The 16142-nt window shown below is 49.0% G+C and carries 10 protein-coding genes; 6 read left to right on the forward strand and 4 right to left on the reverse strand.

Annotated features, from left to right (window positions below; translation table 11 throughout):
- The first annotated feature begins 2 nt into the window (after positions 1-2).
- The 4 genes from pepN (at position 3) to ACJJIB_RS20600 (ending at position 4893) form a co-directional block, all read left to right on the forward strand.
- Positions 3-2696, forward strand: a complete 2694-nt coding sequence (gene pepN / locus ACJJIB_RS20585; protein ID WP_444887414.1) for an aminopeptidase N — start codon at positions 3-5, stop codon at positions 2694-2696.
- A gap of 222 nt (positions 2697-2918) precedes the next feature.
- Complete coding sequence (locus tag ACJJIB_RS20590) at positions 2919-3386, forward strand: GNAT family N-acetyltransferase (RefSeq protein ID WP_252083613.1); 468 nt, start codon at positions 2919-2921, stop codon at positions 3384-3386.
- A 39-nt stretch (positions 3387-3425) separates the two neighbouring features.
- Positions 3426-4478 (forward strand): Kelch repeat-containing protein, encoded by a 1053-nt coding sequence (locus tag ACJJIB_RS20595; RefSeq protein WP_444887415.1) that lies wholly within the window; start codon positions 3426-3428, stop codon positions 4476-4478.
- Positions 4479-4518: 40 nt separating this feature from the next.
- A complete protein-coding gene (locus tag ACJJIB_RS20600; protein ID WP_444887416.1) occupies positions 4519-4893 on the forward strand; it encodes a RidA family protein in 375 nt (124 codons plus the stop codon).
- A 17-nt stretch (positions 4894-4910) separates the two neighbouring features.
- On the opposite strand, the gene ACJJIB_RS20605 is transcribed toward ACJJIB_RS20600, so the two are convergent.
- Both ACJJIB_RS20605 and ACJJIB_RS20610 read right to left on the reverse strand, forming a co-directional pair.
- Positions 4911-7076: an MltF family protein gene (locus ACJJIB_RS20605; protein WP_444887417.1), complete on the reverse strand. Its 2166-nt coding sequence runs from the start codon at positions 7074-7076 to the stop codon at positions 4911-4913.
- A gap of 394 nt (positions 7077-7470) precedes the next feature.
- A complete protein-coding gene (locus ACJJIB_RS20610) occupies positions 7471-8973 on the reverse strand; it encodes a hypothetical protein (RefSeq protein ID WP_444883016.1) in 1503 nt (500 codons plus the stop codon).
- A 327-nt stretch (positions 8974-9300) separates the two neighbouring features.
- On the opposite strand from ACJJIB_RS20610, the gene ACJJIB_RS20615 reads away from it, so the two are divergent.
- Together ACJJIB_RS20615 and ACJJIB_RS20620 are read left to right on the forward strand one after the other, a co-directional pair.
- A complete protein-coding gene (locus ACJJIB_RS20615) occupies positions 9301-10851 on the forward strand; it encodes a CocE/NonD family hydrolase (protein WP_252083618.1) in 1551 nt (516 codons plus the stop codon).
- Positions 10852-10994: 143 nt separating this feature from the next.
- Entirely contained in the window at positions 10995-13730 is a 2736-nt protein-coding gene (locus ACJJIB_RS20620; protein WP_444887418.1) for a M1 family metallopeptidase, read from the forward strand.
- Between the two features lie 129 nt (positions 13731-13859).
- On the opposite strand, the gene ACJJIB_RS20625 is transcribed toward ACJJIB_RS20620, so the two are convergent.
- A complete protein-coding gene (locus tag ACJJIB_RS20625) occupies positions 13860-14441 on the reverse strand; it encodes an HdeD family acid-resistance protein (RefSeq protein ID WP_444887419.1) in 582 nt (193 codons plus the stop codon).
- Positions 14442-14780: 339 nt separating this feature from the next.
- Positions 14781-16094, reverse strand: coding sequence for an omega-aminotransferase AptA (aptA, locus tag ACJJIB_RS20630; RefSeq protein ID WP_444887420.1), 1314 nt, complete (start codon positions 16092-16094; stop codon positions 14781-14783).
- Positions 16095-16142: the final 48 nt, after the last annotated feature.

Consider the following 16142-nt stretch of genomic DNA (forward strand, 5'->3'; position numbering starts at 1 on the left):
CCATGATCAATCAAACCAAGATTAAAAGATTAAGACTTATTACCACTCTCTTGTGCAGTATCATGTTCGCTGCCTGTGAGCAAAAGCCAGGTAGTACAGAAGCCGCACAAACTTCTACAACAAAACCTGTAACAAGAGCGGAGATCGCGGGGCTATCTGAGAAATATGCAAAGCTGAGAAAACAGCAAATTGCAGAGGTAGATTACCAACTGAGTATTCATCTTGATCGCAACGGAGAAAGTTTTTCCGGCACAGTTGTAACTGAAATTGAATTCAACAAACCCTTACAACAGCCTCTAACTGTCGATTTCTCTGGAGGTACTGTTGAAACTGTACAGGTGGATAACCAAAAGACTCCTTTCAGTTACAATGGACATTTTATTCGTATTGATAATACACAGCTGCCCAATAAGAAGCATACAATTACAATAAATTATCGACATCCTTATTCAAATAATGGGTCGGGTCTATACCGATTTAAAGACGCTATAGATGGTAGAGTCTATTTATACACTGATTTTCAACCCTATGACGCCAATCGCCTTTTCCCACATTTTGACCAACCGAACCTTAAAGCTCGATATACACTAGATGTCACAGCGCCAAAAGAGTGGATAGTAATCAGTGCGGAGCGGGAACATAGAGTAGAGCACGAGGGTGAAATAAAGCATTGGTTTTTTCCACAAACTCCAAAGTTCTCATCCTACATATTCTCATTACACGCTGGGCCCTACCATATTTGGGAGGATAACGCCAAAGGTATCCCTCTACGCCTGATGGCCCGTCAGAGCCTGGCACAATATGTTAAAACCGAAGACTGGTTTACCTTCACTAAGCAGTCCTTTGCATTTTTCCAACCCTATTTTGGAATAGATTACCCCTTTAATAAGTATGATCAGATCCTGGTACCCGACTTCAATGCGGGTGCCATGGAAAATGTGGGAGCAGTCACTTTTAATGATGCCTACGTATCTCGTGGAGAAAAAACCCAGGCCCAGCGTATGCGCTTGGCCAATGTTATTGCGCACGAATTGGCACATCAGTGGTTTGGCAATCTAGTGACCATGAACTGGTGGGACGATCTTTGGCTAAATGAAAGTTTTGCCACTTATATGGCCAACCTATCTTTAGCAGAGAACAGTGAATTTTCCAATGCCTGGGAAAATTTTTATCTTGGTACTAAACAGTGGGCTTATTACTCCGATCAAAGGCCCACTACTCATGCCATCCAGCTACCAGTAAAAAATACCGAAGAAGCTTTTAGCAATTTTGATGGTATTACCTACGGTAAAGGGGGCTCTATACTCAAACAATTACCCTATTTCCTCGGTAAAGAAAAATTTCGTCAAGGCGTTAGCAGTTACCTGAAAGAGTTTTCTTACAAAAATTCTACACTTGATGATTTTATTAATCATCTGGGCAAGGCCGCCAGCATCAATCTGGAGGAATGGCAACAACAATGGCTTTATCAAGCCGGTCTTAACACTATTGAAGCAAGTTTCGAATGTGAAAATGATCGGATTACCGACCTTAGTCTGACACAGACAGCTCCAGATGATTACCCGACGCTACGCGAACAACGCACTCAGCTCGGTTTCTATCGTATGGATGAGGGGATTATGAAACGCTATGCCACCCTGTCGGTAAGGTACAGCGACGCATTAACCAAAGTAGAGAGTGCTAAAGGGTTATCCTGCCCTCAAATTCTCTATCCTAACGAGGAAGATTGGGCTTTTGCCAAGGTAACTCTTGACTCAATCACACTGAAAAATATGGCTCAATACCTCCATGCCATTGAAAATCCTTTCACCCGTCTTATGCTGTGGCAAAGCCTATTCGACAGCGCCTATGATGCAAAGCTCCCCCTTGATGAATACATCAGTTTTGTTATTAATAATGGTGTCGTCGAACAAGATATCAGTGCTATTCGACTCAATGCGCGCTATTTAAATTATGTCCATAGTTATCTAAACCAAGTTCCTATTGATCAACAGCGCCGTAGTAAAATTCTAAAAACTATGGAGGATTTTGTGTGGGAGCGGCTACAGCAGGCACCTGCAGGCAGCGATCAACAAAAGACTTGGTTTGAGCTATTTACCGAAATAGCTCATTCGAACAGTGCGCTCAACAATGCCAAACTATTACTGATGGGTGAACTCTCAGTTAAAGGACTGATCTTAGATCCGGATATGCGCTGGGATTTAATTCACCTGCAAAATCGCTATTTATATTCTGATTATGAACAAGCTATTGCCCGTGAACTAAGCAAAGATAGCTCAGACAGATCAAAACTGAATGCCATTGCTGCCGAAGCGGTAAGACCTTTACCAGAAATCAAACAAAAATGGTTAGAAAACTTAATTCAGCACAGGGATAACTTCAAGTTGAGTGAACTGCGCAAGGCCTCTTATTCTCTATTTAAAGATGAACAAATCTCCCTATTTAATAATAACAGCGAAAAAATCCTTTACGCACTGGAGCAAATTAATAATGAGGATTCCTCAGAGCTAATCAGTAGCTATACCAATATTTTTCCCCTAATGTGCTCAGATAAGGGTGCTCAAAAAATAAGCACCACTCTTGAAGAAAACCCTCAATTTAAGCCCACACTGGTTAAAGCATTAAAAAATCATCTCTACACCAGTGAACGATGCATCAAAATGGGGCAAGCTTTACTCATCAAGAATAAAGGATAACATTGGATTCTATTTTTATAGATGCCCTGTAGAGCGCACAAAAAAATAAAAGAATCAATACTATAAGAATATTTAAGGGCCTCTGGGCCCTTATTTATTGAACTCGCCTTCCAATGGATAAATGCCTATAAAACAATGAAAACAATTACTACCCAACATAATTTAGCCCTGCATAAATTAAACATCAATGGTATCTATACTTAAAATAACAAAGGCATCTCTATGTATATAGCGGTTCAAAAAGACGATCTATCAGATGGTACCGTCGTAGAGTTATTGGCGCAGCACCTAAAAGAAATGCAACAGCACTCCCCCCCTGAAAGTGTGCACGCCCTCAAACCAGAAGAGTTAGTTGATCCCAAAATCACCTTCTGGAGCGCAAAGATCAATGGCGTTCTAGCAGGCTGTGGCGCCCTCAAGGAAGTCTCCTCTACTCTGGGAGAAATCAAGTCAATGAAAACCAGCCAATCTTTCCTACGCAAAGGTGTCGCTAAAGCTGTATTACAGGAGATAATAAATGAAGCCAGAAGACGAGGTTACAGTGAGGTAAAGCTTGAAACTGGTAACAGGTTAAATTTTGCTCCAGCAATAGCACTTTACTATCAAAATGGCTTTAAATCCTGCGGGCCATTTTCCAACTATAGAGAGGATCCACACAGTCTATTTTTTACAAAAAAACTTAGGCTGTAAGCAAGCTTTACCATTTAATTTAAGGGAAGATACAAACATATGCCTTACTTTAGAAGAGATTTTTTAAAAATTATCGGAGCGGCACCATTTATACTAGGTGGAATGGAGGGGAAAGCTGGAACAGGGCAATCTTCCCATAAACTACGATTCATTAAACTACCAGACTTAAAAACAGCCGTTCAGGAAATATACCCCTCTGTATTCTTTGAAGAAATCTATATTTCAGGTGGTTTTATTCCATCATCTAATTCCATGTTTTATGGTCTAGCACCTACAGATCGCACCTATATATTCTCACCCCAAACCAAAACTTGGCGAGATGGTCCACCACTTCCAGAAGCTATACACCATCTAGGTATGGCTGCAAACTCCAAATATCTTTATGGCATTGGAGGTTTCAATGGAGTAAAAAACAATGCTTGGCAGGCCAAGGCTACTGTTTATAAGCTGTCCAACAGTGAAGATATCTGGACCTCTGGGCCCCGCTTGCCCGCTCCCATGGCCGAAAGCATCTATGCCAACACATCAAAAGGCATCCATGTTATCGGTGGAAAAACACCTAACGACCAACTTAAAAATAGCGATACGAAAAATCATTATATATTGATAGACAATGCCAACTGGGAAACTGCAGCTCCGGCGACTATCAGCCGAAATTCCGCAGCAGGTGCGGCATTAAACAATAGAATCTATGCTATTGGTGGGCGCCAAGCTAGCAATGGAAATAATAAGGCTAGGAATCTCTCCTACGCGGAAGTCTATGATCCCAGCTTGGACAAGTGGAATAAAATACGACCGCTACCCCAATCACTTGCCGGGCTAACTGCCACACCATTAAAGGGAAAGATAATAGTTACCGGTGGAGAAGCCTTTGGCCCCAACGGTTACTGGAAAACAGGCTCTGCATTTAACTCGATCTGGTCATACAACCCAATTAGTGATCAGTGGAGAAAAGAAATCTCTCTCCCTATGGCTCGCCATGGACACGGTGCTGTTACAATTAACGATGCCATTTATATTATTGGCGGAGCCGCTAAAGTTGGTCCACAAGAGACCTTAGCGTCGACTATAAAAATGAACTGGAAACCATAACCCCTAGATTTGTAATTTTCCGTATAAGCTTGGATTAATTATGCTTAAAAAAAGAGAATATCCCTTTCTACCGTCACAAAAAGGCCCTTATGTACATTCTGTTATCCATGAAAATACGCTCTACATTTCGGGCTTGACCGCACAGGGAACCACTTCTCAGAAAAAAGAATTTTTAGATCAAGCCCAAGAGGTACTCTCTCAGATAGATAATATCCTGGAATACGAGGGGCGGAACAAGTCTGATCTCATTAAGTTAACAATCTTCATAAAGGACATCGAACAGACCAGTAACCTGCGCAAAGCGTTATTTCAGTTTTATGACGGAAACTTGCCAGCCTGTTCACTAGTAGAAGTTTCTAATCTGATTCACCCTGACCTAAAACTAGAGATTGAGGCAATAGCGGCTATGGTATAAGGCCATCAAGGCTAGAATCACCATTCGCCTCCCCGAGGAGGCCCATTACGCTCTACACCGAGATAGCCTATATATCTATCCCGTATCTCCCGCACATACTTAACCGGCTCCCGACCCCGTACATAGCCAAAGCGACTCTGACGATAGTATTCAGGCTTGGATAACAACAGCATGGCCTGTTCTACATGGCCAAACCATTGATTGGGATCTAATTCCATGCGCTGGGCAAGGGCTATAGCATCACGTACATGGCCATGGCCGGCATTATAAGCAGCCAAAGTAAAGTATATTTTTTGCTCCTGCGAAAGCATCTGTGGGAAGCGTTGATCCAGCCAATCTAGATAGGAGACTCCCGCACGGATGCCATTCTCAGGCTCATAAAGATTATCAACCCCTAATTGGCGAGCAGTACGCGGGAGCACCTGCATCAGACCTTGAGCCCCGGCAAAGGAACGGGCGCGGGGATTGAACTGGCTTTCTTGGTACATCTGAGCAACCACCATGCGCCAGTCACGATCCGTTTTATCCGTATATTTATGGACTATAGGATCGTAGGGTGAAAGTGAACCACTACTACTGCGCAGGCGATTTTCCTGATGGCGAAGAATACGCTTTTTCTCTTTAAAGTACTTATTGTAAGTAACATTAAAAAACAAATCGCGATCGTGTTTATTTAAAAAGTTATTTAATTTTCCCAGCAGTTGGCTTTGATCTGCACGCACAGCCCAGGCTATTTCTCTGACACTGGGCAATTCAGCCACCACCCTAAAATCATCGCGATAAGTGCTCTCGATCGCAACCAGATGAGAATCTGCAATCGTATAGGGAAATAACCCCTGAGCAACGGCATCGATTAAATATTCGGTTGTTGCACCTAGCTGCTCAGATATCTGAAGTGGGGCGATTCCCTGCTCCTGCTGCAATACCACCATCTCTGAGAGACTCTCACGGTAGCTGGTTTGCGGGTTTACAGCCACCATCTTTCCCGACAGCATTTGCTCTAAAGGCACATCTCCTTGCAGGGAGATATCTTTGCTTGGAGCAATCAGCTGTTCAGTCACCTCAAGGTAGGGGCGCGTAAAAACGAGCCCCTGCTTACGGCGCATCTCGGTAATCGTCAGTGACGAGGCGATCATATCGCCCATACCTGCCTGCAGGGCATCTGCTAAATCCATATCCGCATCGGGCACAACCATACTGAGGCGAAGCTTATGGTCACGAGCAAATTTTTTCAGCAGGTCATAGTCGAACCCCATCAATTCCCCACGCCAAATAAAGTAAGAAGCTGGATGATTACGGGTCAGTACTCGCAGAGTGCCATCCGCTAAAATACCCTCCCAATCCCGCATCATTTTATTGGAGTTTTGCCCGGCCAATACCAGTTCTGCAGTCAGGAATTCATTGAGCTCACGTCGTAGCTCTATGGCATTGAGACGCACTGCCCAGGCAATATCTCTGCTGGATTCCAGCTGATCACTGGCAGCGAGCTGCGGATAATCGGGCAAAAGCGCATCGGCCAAATTACTGTCCATCACGGTTGCCTGATACTTACCTGCGACAACAGCATCTAACAATGCGCTGTTTGCCACCGCACCATCCAGGAGCGTGACCTTATAGGCCTGATCTGTATCTTCACTCAAGGTTTCGGCATAGGCACTGCCACGGCGTACGGCTACCTCCTGTAGCGGGCTATTCAAATCGCGAAGTGTAATTACTAGTTCATTCACCGTTTGTAGCGGCCGTGTGAACGCCACCTGCGAGCGTCTTTTGGCCGTGCGGGAAAAATTAGTGGCGATCACATCACCTCGGCCTTCTGCCAAAGCGGGGACCAAACCGGAAAAGTTATCCACATAAACCCACTGGGGCCTTAGATTGCGGCTGTAGGCAAATTTCTCTGCAAGCTCCCGCCACTCTCCCTGCGGCAAGCCAGAACGCGGCAGGGCATCCTCCTCAGGGCCTCGGGTGGCAAGTAAGCGCAAGATGCCTCGCTCCTGTAAGGCGGGTAGGTCTCCGAGTTCCGGGTAGTTCGCAAAAACAATTTCAGGTTCTTTAGTGGGTTCAGCGACGACCTGTTGGGGTTCAACCTGCTGTGATTCTACTTGTTGAGAAGAGCGCTTTTCACAGCTTACTGAACACATAAGAGCGACGATCAGAAAAGTTATCGCGACTATTTTTTTATGCACAGTTCAACCTTATTTCAGCGAAATTGTTATTGTTATCCATCCACTTTTGGACTAACTAGCGAATTAGTGCGGCGTAGAGTATTACTGTCGCCGCAAGGCATCGGCGTCTATAGGTATTTAAAAACAAATTCTGACTTCTGTTCGATGTCTTTCAATAGTTAAAAAGCACCGGGTAAGGCGTCATCGTTATAATGTTAGTAGTTAAGTAGTACTCCCCTTTATCAGGAAGAAACCCACCATCAGTAACAATAAGCCATATCGTACCAGTTTTCCGCAGCCTCAATAAAAAAAGCCCGGCAAACCAAATTGCCGGGCAAATATACGTTGGCGACTATGGGTTGTCTCTTACATCAAGTGACAGCCCCTCTATTATTCTGTGAGCATCTTATTGTTATTAGCTGGATTTAGGCTTGCCCTGTAGCTCCGCCAATCTCATTTTTATTTGTCGGTTCTCCTCCTCATCCGGGAGTTCGAACATCAGCGGCTTTGCCACCCGGGCAAAGTATTCCGCATTTTTCTGTTGATAGAGTTCTTCTGCCAGCCACTGAGCAATATGGAGCTCCCGCGGTGCGCGCTTATAAGCTTCTTCAAGCTTGGATAGATATTCCTCACGGGGGTAGCTCAACATTTCCATAGCCATGGCCAGACCAAACCAGTGAGAAGCATTCTGAGGCTCTTTATTCACCAGGTAGTCGAACTCTTCACGGGCCTTTTTCAGGCTGCGTAAATCGCGGGCATCGTTAGGCACCGTGGCCTGTTGATTCACCGTCAGCCAGGCGTGGGCACTCAGGTACCAGGGTTGCCGGCGATCCTTTTTTGGCACACTGGCAAGCAAATGACTGGCCTGCGGAAAATCCCCTATACGCAGATCCGCGCTTGCCTTAATGGCAGCCAGCTCAGTGCTGTAGATGCCTGTGTGGTAGGAATAGGTAATCAGATCGTCGAGGGCTTGTAGGTTGTAACCAGACTGGGCAATAAAGTTCGCCAGTACATTTACTGCTTCCCGCTTTTGCAGGCGCTTCACTCGGGGGGTCACCTCTTTAAAATCAGCAGGGATATCACCACTGACCACTTCATATTCCCCTGAGTCAAATGCGGCTACATACACTTTTTCAAGCTCTTTTACCGACATTCCCAGGGCTTTCTCCAGTGATTTCACCGGATCTGCACCATCGTTGTAATCTTTGACAAACTGCTTAAATTCTTCCGCCTTATCGCCCTCCATCATCAACCAGTGGGACAGCAACCAACCGCTGGCATAGATATCGGCTTTTTCCTCGGGGTCGGTATCGTACACCGTTGCACGCAGCAGCCGGTCGAGCGGCATCAAGCCGGCATACATCAGAGTCTGAGCGCGCTCCTGGGGAATTTCGCCCAGTTCATAACGCCCCTTTTTAGGGAAGGACATAGTCGCCATAAATTCGGCAAAGCCCTCGCTATACCAGTAGGGGAAATGCGTGGTATTGCCGTTATAGCTAAGGAAATGGGTATATTCGTGAAAGAGAAATTCACGGGCCTTAAGCTGTTTTTTTACACTGCGGCCATCCAGGTTCACCAGGGCATAACTGCCCTCGGCGGAGGTATCAAACAGGCCGTTGGTCATCTCCGCCAACTCAGCCCCAACCAGACCCGCATAGGTTTTGCGGTCCCCGGCCGCATAAATTGTGAGCTTAGGGACGCTGGGGTCTACCTCCAACAGCTCTATGGCCACGGCGCGATAGCGCTCCAGATCGGCCACCAGGGTTTTTACCGCTTTGGGGTCGCCATCGGTAATAACCCGAAAGTTTTTACTGTCTACCTGATACCAGATCTCCTCGCCGAGGTAGCGGGATGCAGCATTAGCAGACAGTGAGAAAACGAAAAAAAGTACTAAGAAAACAGCTGAGCGAGAAACCATAGTTCAGGCCACCGAGTCATTGTTGCCGAAGCCCTCCGTGGCCAAATCGTAGAAGCACACATTACCGGTTTTTACTGATCAAAAAAAGATCAACATGAATAAGAAATGAACTTTTTAGGCGATTTTTATGTGACCATCTGGACAAAGTGAATTTAAAAAAGTCGATATAAAAACCTAATGGGGGCAGCGACAAACTACGAGACAAGCGTCTCATTTTTTAATCAAACAGCATACAAATACGCGGCCGGGTTCTATATATTGCGCTCCTGACCAATGTATTAATCATGGTCAAAAAATAAAAATAATTTACTTTGATGAGAGAAAAAAATGAAAACTACACCACTACTGGCGCTGCTTGGCGGCGCTATGATGTCAGCGCATGCCTGGTCGGCCCCTGAATATATTTCCGACCTGGATATTACCTCTTTCGACGGAACGGTACTCGATGCCAACCTGTTTGTGCCGGAAACCCCGGCACCAGCGGAGGGCTACCCTACCGTGATCTTCACCAACAGCTGGGGCTTGGAAAAACGCCAATACCACTTCCAGGCCAAGGAGCTGGCTGAAAATGGATACCTGGTTTTGAGCTACTCCACCCGCGGCTTTGGCCACTCAGGTGGACTGGTGGACGTGGCCGGAGAGAACAGCATTGCCGATGTCGGTGTGCTGATTGATTGGCTCGAATCCAATTACTCCGTGGGCAAACTGGGAATGGCTGGTATTTCTTATGGTGGCGGTATTTCCCTACTAAGCGCCGCGCAAGACTCCCGTATTGATGCGGTTGCTGCGCTGTCCGGCTGGGCCGATGTAGTTGAAGCGCTTTACCCCAATGAAACCGTTAACTTGGTCTGGGGTAGCTTACTTGTCACTACCGCCTTCGATAAAGAAGCTGAACTTGAGCAAGTCTGGGATGACCTGCGCAGCGGCCAAAACATGGAGCAAGTTATAGAGTTCGGCGCCAAACGCTCGGCAATAAGCTATGTCGATCAACTAAATGAAAATGGCACTGCAGTACTAGTATCGAATAACTTTGCCGATTATCTTTTCAAGCCCAACAGCATGACAGACTTTTTCTCCCTACTTGAGGGGCCCAAGAAGCTAATGCTAAACCCTGGTACCCACGCCATTACCGAGACACTCTCTGGCAACGATGGACACATTTGGTCTACCAGCTTCCGCTGGTTCGATCACCACCTGAAGGGCAAAGACAACGGAATCAACCGCGAACCTAAAGTGGACATGACCGTGCGTATCAGCAACAAGCTGGAGCACTATGAGGACTACCCAGTAACCCAAGAGAGCACCACCTGGTATCTACAACCACGCTTTACCATGTTCAATAGCGGCAGTATGGAGAGCGGTAAATATGATGGCTGGAGCTGGAGTAATGAATTCCACGGGGGCTGGGATACCTTTGCTGGTACCGGTATCCCATTGGTTTCCGATGCCTTAGAAGGTTTCGGCATTCCGGTATACGCTCCTATGATGGCAATCAACGGTTACTATGCCATCGAATACAAGTCACCAAGGCAGTCTGAGACCCTGAAAGTCCGCGGCGCACCAAAGCTAGAGATGTGGATCGAGCCCAGTAAGAGCGAGGTTCAGATGAATGTACATCTCTACGATGTCAATTTCTTTGGCCTTGGCCGCCTGATCACCCACGCACCAATTACTGTGCGCACTGAACAGCCAGGTAAGAAGCAAAAAGTGGAGGTTGAACTGTTCACCACCAGCTACGATGTGCCTGCTGGTCACCGAGTAGTTATGGCTATTGATACTCAAGGCCCTATTTACAAGAAGCCACAAGATACCAACTACACCATCACTGTGCCCTATAGCAGCAGCAAGGTTTCCAGTTTAACTGTCCCACACCTGTAAACTTTCACAGCCATCACCATGCCCAGCGCTTGATCGCCGGGCATGGCATTCCCCCTGGATCTATCTCAACGCCCACAGCCCCACGTAATTTTCCGCCAAAGCGGTACAATGGCCTTTTTTTTGGCCAAGTACCCCATCGCTCTATGAACAAGAAGATACCGCTCGCCCTGCTGAGCGCGGCGCTGTTATCAGTAACAGTCGCCGGGTGTAACCCGGCGGAAAAGGCCCCGCAGAAAATCGACCAGGAATCCAGCGCTCAAATGACAGCCCTGGACATCAGAGAAGCGCCTGAGGGCAAGCTTCCCCAAGGAGTAAAGCCCAGCGCCTACCACCTGGACCTGACTCTCGATCCTCGCAAAGATACTTTCAGTGGCCGTGTCGCTATCGACATTCAGTTGGACCAGGCCGGCAACCATATCTGGTTGCACGGCAAGAACCTGTCGGTAACCAAAGCCACTGCGCAACTGGCAGACGGGCGTGAGGTGCAAGCCAGCTACCGCGAGGTCCTCGACAGCGGCGTCGCCACGGTTGAATTCTCCGAGCAACTGCCGGCGGGCAGTTTTACTCTGCAGATGGATTACGCCGCGGACTTTGATCGCAACCTGGCCGGCCTGTTTAAAGTGGAAGAGCAGGGCAATGCCTATGCCCTGGCCAAGTCTGAGTCCATCCAGGCGCGCAAATATCTGCCCGGTTTCGACGAACCCGGCCTAAAGGCGCCCTTTTCCATCAGCCTCACTGTGCCCGAGGGCTACGCCGCTATCAGTAATGGGCCGGAATTAAAACGCGAGACTGTGCCGGGCGGCATGGAGAAAGTGACTTTTGCCACCACTCCCCCCATGTCCACTTATCTGCTGTCCCTCTCGGTAGGTCCCTTCGATGTGGTTGAGCGCGCAGCTATTCCACCGAGTAAGTACCGCAAGGACCCGATCCCCCTGCGCGGTTTTGCGCGTCAGGGCCGCGGTGGCGATATGAATTACATCCTCGATATCACCCCCAAAATGGTGGAGACCTTCGAGAATCAACTGCAGCGCCCCTACCCCTTTAAAAAGCTCGATATTATCGCCGCGCCCCAGTGGCCCAGTGGCGCCACCGAGTTGTCTGCAGCCATCACTTATCGCGAGCAACGCATTCTGGTGGGCGATAACCCCGCTCCCGGCGCACGCCTGGCTCTGGTAGAGGTACACGCCCATGAAATCGCGCATATGTGGTTTGGCAATCAGGTGACTCCCCCCTGGTGGGACGACCTATGGCTAAAAGAGGGCTTCGCCACCTGGGGCGAACCACTGGCCCTGCGTATTATGGAACCCGAGGGCGGCCACGACCTAAACGCCGCCACCTACGCAATCGGCGCTATGCAGTTGGACTCCCTCGCCAGCACCCGCGCCATTCGCGAGCCTGTTAGCGACAACAACAATATCCGCAACGCCTACGACTCCATCACCTATTCCAAGAGCCTGGGCGTTATCAATATGGTGGATAACTACTTCGGCGCGGAGAAATTCCGTCCGGCCCTGGGCCGCTATCTGGAAGCTTTTAACGGTGGTGAGGCAGACTCCCCTTCTTTCTACAAAGTGATCGGGAAGGAAACCAATACCCCGGAACTGACAGAGACTTTCCGTAGTTTTGTCGAACAAAAAGGTGTACCGCAACTGGAGCTGGCCCTGGACTGCAGCAATCCGGCCCAAGCCAAACTGCATGTCACCCAGAGCCGCTACAAACCCCTTGGCTCACCTATTGCTACAACCGCACAACAGTGGAGTATCCCCTTCTGCTTTAGCAGCGACAGCGGCACCCAGCAGTGTCAGATACTGACCGGTAAAGAAGAGACCCTGGAACTCGCTGCAGGCAGCTGCCCCAGCTGGGTAATGCCCAACGCACAGGGCAGCGGCTACTACCGCTGGAACCTGCCCGAGCCCCAGTGGCAGGCCCTTACCGAGCACTTCACCCAGTTCGCCCCTACGGAGCAACTTTCAATTATCGACAGCGCCTTCGCTGCCTTCGAAGCCGGTAAGCTACCTGCTCCCCGCTTGCTCGACGTTGTGCGCCAGTCAGCGAAAGCAGACAAGCGCCAGGTAATTACCATGCCTCTGCGCTACCTGCGTAAGTACCGCGATAATTATCTCGACGATGCCGAGCGCTTGGCTTTCCTAAACTTTGCCCAGAACCTGTATCTGCCACTATTGAGCAACAGCGCGAGCAGCGAAGATGCCGACCAGCAAATGCTGCACAGCGCCCTGCTCGGTTTTATGGCACTGGTAGCAGAAGACCCGGATACCCGCAAACAGTTAATGGAAAAGGCTACAGCCTTTACCGGCTTTAACACCGAGCGCGATCCCCAGGCATTGAACTCCGACCTGTACGAAGCCGCCCTGACCGTGGCTATCCAGGATGCCGGAGAGGACTTCCTCACACACCTGATTCAAGTGCGCACCGAGCTGGATGATCCGCGCTTTGAAAACGCAAGTGCCAACGCCATCGGCAGCAGTAATAGCCCCAAGCAAATAGAGACTATCCAGAAGTTAGCACTCAGCGAACAGATGGGTCCGCGGGAGTCTTTTGCACTGATTCGCTACGCCCTGGCGCAGCCGCTGGTGCAGGAGCAACACTGGGCTTGGCTGCGCAATAACTTTGTTCAGGTTGTGGATAAAATCCCCGCGCAGATCCGCCGCCATACACCCGCATTTGCCAATGCCTTCTGCGATAAAAAACAATTGGATGAATTGCAGCAGCTATTCGCCCAGCACGGCAAGCTGACGCCCGGCTACCAGCGCAGCCTGGCGCAGACTGAAGAGCGTATTCAGTTGTGTATGGCATTGCAGGAAAAAGGCCAGTCGCTGATGGAGGCTCTACCAAAATCGGTAGAGCTGGCAAATAAATAAACCGCTATTTTTTGTTATTTATCCCGTACAGGGTGAGGAGATTTCCCCACCCTGTACACGCTAAGCCTTCCAACCAATAACCGGTGCAGACACCCGAATATTGCACCGATACCCTTCGATAGCTTTTTTTTAGTTCTCGCTTTTGCTGTGCTTGCGCAGGCGGAATGCCAGCCAGATCATGGGCAGGCCAAAGATAATGGCATAGGCCCCGATTACCCATACCAGTGCCAGGGCTCCGGCTCCAGGGCTGACCAAAATTGCCAGGCCAAAAATTACTGAGAGCACACCGATCGCAATCAACAACCACTCGTTGTCGATTTCCTTGCGCAGTCGGATCGCTCCAACAATTTCAAATATTCCCCGCACCAATGCCCAGGCACCGATAAAAATCACCAGTACCAAAGCGGTTACCTGGGGAAACATAAAAGTCACAATACCCGCAGCCAGGCTGATCAGGCCGGACACAATCAGCCACCAAAGAGGAGTGCTCGCATGCCGCCCCATAACTGCCGCCACCAAAGAAAAAATACCATCGAGCAGGGCATAGATACCAAAGAGAAAAACCAGAGTGAGTAGTGACAACCCCGGCCAGATAAATGTCAGCACACCGAAGATTACCGCGATAACACCGCGCAACAGCAGTAACCACCAGTTGGCGGAGAGCACCTTCAATATGGGGCCGGCGGGGATAGGAGAAGTATCAGTGGACATAAGCAGTCCCCGGGTTACAGATCAGCATTGAGTGAAGCGCCAGGCTGTGAAGCCTTGCAGAGCCGAACATATTTTCCCTGGAACCAGCAAAAATAAGAGAGCGGCGGCCCACGGCCGCGACCAAATAGTCGACTCTGCAAAGACTATGATCGCGCCGCAGGCCGCTAATTTCAGTGTAGCCCTTAACGACAAATAGGCGCAGAAATCTTGTGAACGGAAAAATCAGGCAAGCGAATAGTTAGAGAGCGGGTGCTTAGCATGGATGGGTTTTAGCGGGAGAAAAAAGGAGCGGAAAAGGAGACAACCGGCAGCCCTAAGGCTGCCAGCGGAGGGTATGGGTCAGGCCAACTCGCCGATCACACCGCGCAGTTTATCCACAATCGCATCGATCTCGTGTTTTTCGATAATCAGCGGTGGGGACATACACAGGGCATCGCCGATACCACGCGCCATTACCCCAGATTCCCAGGCCTTAAGGGAAGCCTTGCCTCCGAACTTACCTTTAAGGTTTTCAGGGGCACGTAGCTCGATAGCACCAACCAGACCGTAGTTACGCACATCGATCACATTGTCCATATCCGCCAAGCTGTGCAGGGCATTTTCCCAGTGCTGCCCGATTTCACCAGACGCGCGCGTGAGCAGACCTTCACGCTCGTAAATATCCAGAGTCGCCATACCCGCAGCGCAGGCCACTGGATGTGCGGAATAGGTGTAACCGTGGAAAAATTCCACCATACCTTCGGCGGCTGCATTCATAACAGTGTTATGAATTTCGTCTTTTACAAACACCGCACTCAAAGGCACCGCCGCATTGGTAATACCTTTTGCGGAGGTGATCATATCCGGAGTCACATCGAACTCGATAGAAGCAAAAGCGGAACCGGTGCGGCCCCAACCGGAAATCACCTCATCGAAAATCAGCAGCAGATCGTGCTTGTCACAGATCTCGCGCAGGCGCTTCAGGTAACCTTTGGGTGGCAGTACTACACCACCGGCACCAGCAAACGGCTCGACAATGACCGCAGCAATTTGATCCGCACCGTGGAAAGCCACTAGGCGCTCCAGGTCTTCCGCCAGCTCTATACCATGCTCCGGCAAACCGCGACTAAAGGCGTTGCGCTCAATATCCAGAGTGTGACGCATATGGTTCGCTTTCACCGGCTGGCCAAAGCCCTGGTAATTGGGAGCGATACCACCCACGGAAATACCGCCGAAATTCACCCCGTGGTAGCCCTTTTCGCGACCGATAAACATGGTGCGAGTGCCCTTGCCGCGCGCACGCTGGTATTGCAGAGCAATTTTCAGCGCGGTCTCTACGGCCTCTGAACCGGAGTTACCGAAAAATACATGGTCCAGGCCATCGGGAGTGTGCTTCACCAAGCGCTCGGAGTATTCAAAGCCCAACTCGTGACCAAAATTGAAGATGGAACTGTAGTCCAGGGTTTTCGCCTGGTGATAAATAGCTTCGGCAATTTCTGTGCGGCCGTGACCGGCATTGCTGCACCAGAGACCGGCGGTGGCATCAATAATCTGGCGACCACCTTTTTCGGTGAGGTAGATACCCTCGGCGCGCTCAACAATCCGCGGGGCAGATTTAAAGGTGCGGTTGGGGGTAAAGGGCATCCAGAAAGCGTTGGTTGGCATTTCAGACATAAACTGTATCTCCGCAAGTTCCCTGAAACTTCAAAATATTTACGTTGG

The sequence above is a fragment of the Microbulbifer mixtoriginis (SeqCode) genome (assembly GCF_052467705.1).